5 protein-coding genes are annotated in these 6,268 nt (G+C 37.0%); 2 read left to right on the top strand and 3 right to left on the bottom strand.

From position 1 onward, the window contains the following. Positions 1-125 precede the first annotated feature (125 nt). On the bottom strand, positions 126-821 hold the full coding sequence (locus AADJ06_RS21740) for a LytTR family DNA-binding domain-containing protein (RefSeq protein ID WP_341228604.1): 696 nt from the start codon (positions 819-821) through the stop codon (positions 126-128). Positions 822-867: 46 nt separating this feature from the next. Further along, positions 868-3,003, bottom strand: a complete 2,136-nt coding sequence (locus AADJ06_RS21735) for a S9 family peptidase (RefSeq protein ID WP_341228603.1) — start codon at positions 3,001-3,003, stop codon at positions 868-870. 127 nt (positions 3,004-3,130) lie between these two features. Here AADJ06_RS21735 and AADJ06_RS21730 point away from each other — a divergent pair, with 127 nt between their 5' ends. Further along, positions 3,131-3,832 (top strand): glycosyltransferase, encoded by a 702-nt coding sequence (locus tag AADJ06_RS21730; RefSeq protein WP_341228602.1) that lies wholly within the window; start codon positions 3,131-3,133, stop codon positions 3,830-3,832. A 97-nt stretch (positions 3,833-3,929) separates the two neighbouring features. Continuing rightward, positions 3,930-4,517 carry a DUF1080 domain-containing protein gene (locus AADJ06_RS21725; RefSeq protein ID WP_341228601.1) on the top strand — a complete coding sequence of 196 codons (588 nt, stop codon included), beginning with the start codon at positions 3,930-3,932 and terminating at the stop codon, positions 4,515-4,517. 136 nt (positions 4,518-4,653) lie between these two features. Here AADJ06_RS21725 and AADJ06_RS21720 read toward each other — a convergent pair whose 3' ends face one another. Then, on the bottom strand, positions 4,654-6,255 hold the full coding sequence (locus AADJ06_RS21720; protein ID WP_341228600.1) for a VCBS repeat-containing protein: 1,602 nt from the start codon (positions 6,253-6,255) through the stop codon (positions 4,654-4,656). Positions 6,256-6,268: the final 13 nt, after the last annotated feature.

Raw genomic sequence — 6,268 nt, 5'->3', positions numbered from 1 at the left:
AATACTTGCTCGCTAAAACGCTTACTTAGAATACTTGCTCGCTAAAACGCTTACTTAGAATACTTGCTCGCTAGAATGCTTATTTTGACAGTAGAGAGGAGCATTAAAACTTAAGGGAACTTCCTCTATTTTAGAATATTAAGTTTTTCTAAAAACTCTGTTTTAGTTCTTCTGCTGATGGGAATTTCTCTTCCACCTGCTATTAGATTATTGTCATCTACGTCCTTTACCTTATTTAAATTGACAAGAAAAGAACGATGTACTCTAAAAAAGTCATCACCCAATTTCTCTCCCAGGCTCTTCATGGTAGCATGTACTATATGAACATTTGATTTAGTACAAATCTTAACATAGTCGCTAAGGTTCTCTACATACACTATATCATCTACCGAAAGCCTGATATGTTTCTTCTCCGATTTGATAAAAATGTCATTGTCAGCAACTTCGGTTTCTTTAGGATTGTGTTTCTCTAAAGACATCACTTTTGTGACAGCCGCGTTTAATCTATCTAGTTTAATAGGTTTGAGGATATAATCTACAATATCGTGCTGATAAGCTTCAAAAGCATAGGCTGAGCTAGAGGTGGTCATAATAACGGAAGGCGGATTTGCCAAACGCTTCAATAAATCAAAACCATTAAGCTCTCCCATTTCTACATCAAGCCATATTAGGTCAACGTCTATGGTTTCTAAAAAAACTAGAGCATCCTCTGCAGACTCAAAGGACTGTAAATGCTCTAAGGATTCATGTTTTTCACACAAATGCTCGAGCATTTTTCTAGCTAAGATATCATCTTCTACTACAATACTTCTTAATTTCACTTCATAGGCTTTTTTAGTGTGTCGTGTATTTATAGGCCTGAAAAATTTAGTTTTCTTCCAAAGCTAATAAAAAAGCATATCTCAATGAAACATCGTGCAAATAATCAAACCTTCCTGAAGCACCTCCGTGCCCAAAATCCATGTTAGTTTTTAGAAGTACCACATTGTCATCCGTTTTTAAGTCTCTCAACTTTGCGACCCATTTAGCGGGTTCAAAGTATTGCACTTGAGAATCATGTAGACCTGTGGTTACTAATAAATTAGGATATTTTTTAGCCTCAATATTTTCATAAGGAGAATAACTTTTAATGTATTCATAAGCTTCTTTCTCATTAGGATTCCCCCACTCGTCATACTCGTTAGTAGTTAATGGAATTTCCTCATCTAACATGGTATTGACCACATCTACAAAAGGAACATCAGCTATCAAACCATTATATAAATCTGGTGCCAAATTAGCCACAGCACCCATTAATAAACCTCCAGCAGAACCTCCATTGGCATAAAGATGCTTTGATGATGTATAACCTTCGGCAATCAAGAATTTACCACAATCAATAAAATCATTAAAGGTGTTCATCTTTTTCATCAGTTTCCCGTCAAGATACCAATGCCTTCCCATTTCTTGCCCTCCTCTAATATGAGCTATGGCAAAAGCAAAACCTCTATCTAAAAGACTCAAACGGCTGCTACTAAAAGAGGCATCCATACTGTAACCATAAGAACCGTAAGCGTACTCTAAAAGAGGAGAACTTCCATTCTTCTTAAAACCTTTCTTATAGACTATTGAAATAGGCACCTTTACGCCATCTCTTGCGGTAGCATAAAGTCTTTCTGTAACATATTCCGACTTATCATAGCCTCCCAAAACCTCTTGCTGCTTAAGTAAAGTTTTATCGCGACTATCCATATCATAATCAAAAACAGAGCTTGGCGTAATCATAGAGGTATACCTGTACCTCAATAATTTAGCATCGAACTCTCTGTTTCCTGCCAAACCTGCATCATAAGTGGCCTCATCAAATGAAATAAGATGCTCTTTTCCTGTACTAAGGTTTTGAACATTTAACTCCGTCAAACCATTTTTACGCTGCTGAATGACCAAATAGTTTTTAAACTCATCAATCCCTTCTATTAATACCTCTGTGTCATGAGCTTTATAAGATTTCCAATTTTCTTTGGTGGTAGCTGTAAGTGGTGATTCCATCAATTTGAAATTTTCTGCACCATCGGCATTTGTTCTAATGATGAAACGGTCTTCTAGTGCCGCTACATCATAAAGTACATCTTTTACTCTCGGCTGAAATACTTTAAAATCGGAATTTGCCTCATTAGCATTAATAAACCTAGCCTCCGAAGAAGTAGTAGCCATAGAGTAAATCCAAATCCACTCGCTGTTTTTACTCTTATAAACGCCTATATAATTTGATTTATCTTTCTCCTCATAAACAAGTTTGTCTTTCAACACGCCAGTACCGAGTTTATGGCTATATATTTTCTCCGAAAGGAGTGTTACAGGATTCTTAGCAGTATAAAATAGCGTAGAGTTATCATTTGCCCAGACAGGGTCACCCTCAGTATTGGCAATCTTATCTTTCAGAATCTCGCCAGTTTCTAAGTTTTTGATATATATGGTATACTCCCTTCTAGATATTTCATCTACCGCATAAGCCAAGAGTTTGTTATCTTCACTAATTGTCATGCCTGTTGCCGCAAAATATGCTTTACCTTCAGCCATGGCATCCACATCAAGTAGTATCTCTTCAGGAGCTTCCATACTTCCCTTCCTACGGCAATATTTATAGTACTCCTTACCTTCTTCTGTTCTGGAATAATAGTAATAGCCATTTTTAAGATAAGGCACACTTTCATCCTTCTCTTTTATTCTGCCTTTCATTTCATTAAAAAGCTCTGTTTGAAGGGCTTCCGTTTTACCCATCTTAATTTTCAAATAGGCATTTTCTGCTTCTAAATAGTCTACCACATTCTGACTATCAGGACCTTTGCCAAAATAATCATACATCCAGTAATAAGGATCAGCCACCGAATCTCCATGAATAGTTCTAATATGTTCTTTTTTCTCTGCTATGGGAGCTTTGGCGTCAGGCCATTGATAAGGCATTTTTTCAGATTTTGGTGTACAAGCCGTTAAAACGGCAAAAATAAGGATTAGGTTCTTCATGGTGCATCTTTAAAGTCATTATCCTAATAGATGGATACTCAAATATAAGCTAAGAAAAAGGTTTTTTATGCTCAAAGTATTGGCGAAATTGCCCCCGGTTTTGTCAAACGCTACAATGAAAAATTAAATGATAGTCATTACTCCGGTAAAAAACTCCTTAGAAACTACCAAGAAGACCATTCAGCATATTTATCAGGCCGAAGGTAATTTTGATTATTTTGTTTTTAATGATTTTAGCAATGAAGAAACTACCTCTTTTTTAGATGCCAAGGCAACAAAGCTTAATTTCAAGCATATTAACCTTGCGGAGCTAATTACTACTCCATCTCCTAACTATATAACGGTTTTGAGAATGGCTCAAAAAATGGCTTTAGAAAAGGATACCCATTTGTTATTAATAGAGTCTGATGTACTGGTAGAAAAGAACACTATTTCTGAATTGGCAAAGTTGGCCGAAAGTCTAGCAAACCCAGGCATGATTGGTTCGGTAACTGTTGACCAAAATGGGGATATTAACTTCCCTTATAAGCACATAAAGAAAAGTGATGGAGATTTGTTTGTCACCAAAAGAAGTTTGAGTTTTTGCTGCACTTTACTCACAAACAAATTCTTAAAAGCGTATGACTTTGAAACTTTAAACCCTGAAAAAGACTGGTTTGATGTAAGCATCACTAAAATGTCAAGGCAATTAGGCTTTCAGAACTACCTTTCCAATGCCCTTCCGGTTTTACACCTACCCCACTCTAGCAGGCCATGGAAAAATGAGAAATACTCTAATCCGATGAAATACTATTTCAAAAAGTACTTTCTCGGGCGAGATAAGATATAGTTAAAGGATTGGTATTTAATCTGACCAAAAATATAGGTTTCTAGTAAGGTCATTTGAGAATTTATTCTAGCTTTACTTCTCAAACCCTATATTAATAATGAAAAAAATAACGATTGCACTTTCGCTAGCCTTGCTAGTAAGTTTTAGTGAGCTGTCTGCTCAAAAACTCAAAAAAATCTTTAATGGCAAAAACTTAGATGGTTGGGTGATACCTCAGCCAAATAATGACAATTGGACGGTATCTGATGGGATTTTAATGGTCACAAGTGACGAAACTCGTAAAGGAGGAATACTGTGGACAGAAAAAGACTATGAAGACTTTATAGTAGAAGTAGAATACAAGAACGTAAGTGGCAACATAGATTCGGGTATTTTCTTGCGTTCCGATATTGACCAAATTCAAATTGGAATTTCTGGTTCATTAAAAAGGGACTTAACGGCTTCTCCGTATATACCAGGAAAAAGTTACCCTGTAGAAGCCAGTCTAAAAAGTCTCAAAAAAGATGACTGGAATACCATCAAAGTAAAGGTGGTAGGAGATACTTACACGGTATGGCTTAATAACGAAGAGGTACTTACTTACACATCAGAAGGGATGAAAAAAACAGGGCCAATAGGTATTCAACTACACCCTAACAGAGATATGAGCATTATGTATAGAAGCATTAAGGCTAGAGAGATTTAAACTTAAAAAGCTTATTAAACTTAAAAACCACCTCTTTGGGGTGGTTTTTGTATACTATTTCTACTGCTCCCCCCCTTGAATGTGTAACTATTAATAGAGGCATATAGCTTCATGTAAGACTGGAAGACTGTGCATTTCACTTCAAGGTGTTTTCTAACACTATGACTGAGGGGCTTTCTGTCAGCCATTTTTTGCTAATTCCTGTGGTATCGCCTTGAGCAAGAAACTGCACATTAGAACCTAGGGCTATGTCTATATCGCCATCGCCATCCATGTCTTCCGCATCCATCACCATCCATCTTCCTTTTGATGCTTCTGGAAATGTAGCCGCCTTAAAATTTAGATTTCCTTTATTTTCTAAATACACGAAGCTTTCTTGTGGATTACTCAAATAATCGGGGAAATAGGAAATCGAGGCTATATCTAAGTCGCCATCTTGGTCAAAATCACGCGGTATGGCTTTATATGCACCGTTTTGATGAAAGAAGTAAGCTTGCTCAAAATTGAATTTCCCGTCATTTAGAAATATATATACACCATGATAGGCCTTTAGAATTGGCGTTTTGTCGGCATTATCACCACAGACATACATGATATCATCAAAACCATCCTTATTAAAATCTGCTAGCTCCATATATTGTGAGCCATTTAGCGGCAAAAAAGTGAGTAGTCTAGTTTCCTTAAAGTTGCCATTTCCTTGATTTTCATAATAGAAAATAGCTTCATCCCCTTGAGCCATCAGAGCAAATATGTCTTTCAGCCCATCTCTGTTAATATCTTTAATGATGGCTTTGATGGCTCCTGGCTTATTGCTAAGTATTCTTGCTTTGTAAGTGCCATTGCCAATATTTTCATACCAAGCCAGTTTTCCTGTTAAATCGCCAAATTCACAGGCCACGATATCTTCCAAACCATCATTGTTCAAGTCTCCATATTCCATGGAAACGGGGCGTTGTAAATTTGAGATAAGCGGAGTGGTAGTCTCGTTTTTGTTGAAATTTAATTCCTGAACCGCACCATGCTTCAAGTCATTAGGATAAAAATTTCTACCTATCGTGGTTAAGAAAACGTCATCTTCTTTTTCTCGGTAATGAACAGCGGTATACTCCAAGGCAACAGTACGTTGATGTTCTAATTTAGTGTTGAGAAAAGTTAAAACATTTTTCCTGTTTTTTGCATCGCTAAAAACAAGTCCACGCTTGTCAGGCAATATTTTCACCATAGCGGTAATTGCAGGGCGGTTGGCAAAGGCTGCTTCCTTGTACTTAAAACGTTTTAGGCCCGTTGTAATGGTCTCATTTTGAAGAGCCTTCACATCGGATTCCTCTGCGTTTTCTGTGTAATAGGAAACGATTTTATCCCAATCTGCTCTGGCTAGTACAGGTTTTGTAGGGAAAATATTCGCTTTTTCTATGTTGGCCCTGTTCTCGGGTGGCCCAAAAAGGTTGTTCAGCTGCTTATCGCCATCATATATTCCTAATCTGTGTCCCATTGCCGGAAGCACATCTTCTAGCCAAATAGTTTTTGACAAGAATGTGGGAGAAACAAAAGCGTGGCAACTGCTGCAATGTATTTTCGCCAATTCTTTTCCTGAAAAATCCGTTGGGGCTATTTCAGTTGTAGTATCCTCTTTCTCATTTACACAAGAAAAAATCAAAGGTATGAAAGCAAGGATAAGGACTAAACTCCTTATAAAACCTCTTTTATGGTCTGCTTTATTTCCTAACGGATTATTCATGAGGTATGACATG

This window comes from uncultured Arcticibacterium sp. (genome assembly GCF_964021845.1).
GTDB lineage: Bacteria > Bacteroidota > Bacteroidia > Cytophagales > Spirosomataceae > Arcticibacterium.
This window is presented reverse-complemented; position numbering and strand designations above follow the sequence as displayed.

Coding starts and splice junctions, on each gene's coding strand:
- AADJ06_RS21720 (WP_341228600.1), bottom strand. CDS start 6,255: ATGAATAATCCGTTAGGAAATAAAGCAGACCATAAAAGAGGTTTTATA.
- AADJ06_RS21730 (WP_341228602.1), top strand. CDS start 3,131: ATGATAGTCATTACTCCGGTAAAAAACTCCTTAGAAACTACCAAGAAG.
- AADJ06_RS21735 (WP_341228603.1), bottom strand. CDS start 3,003: ATGAAGAACCTAATCCTTATTTTTGCCGTTTTAACGGCTTGTACACCA.
- AADJ06_RS21725 (WP_341228601.1), top strand. CDS start 3,930: ATGAAAAAAATAACGATTGCACTTTCGCTAGCCTTGCTAGTAAGTTTT.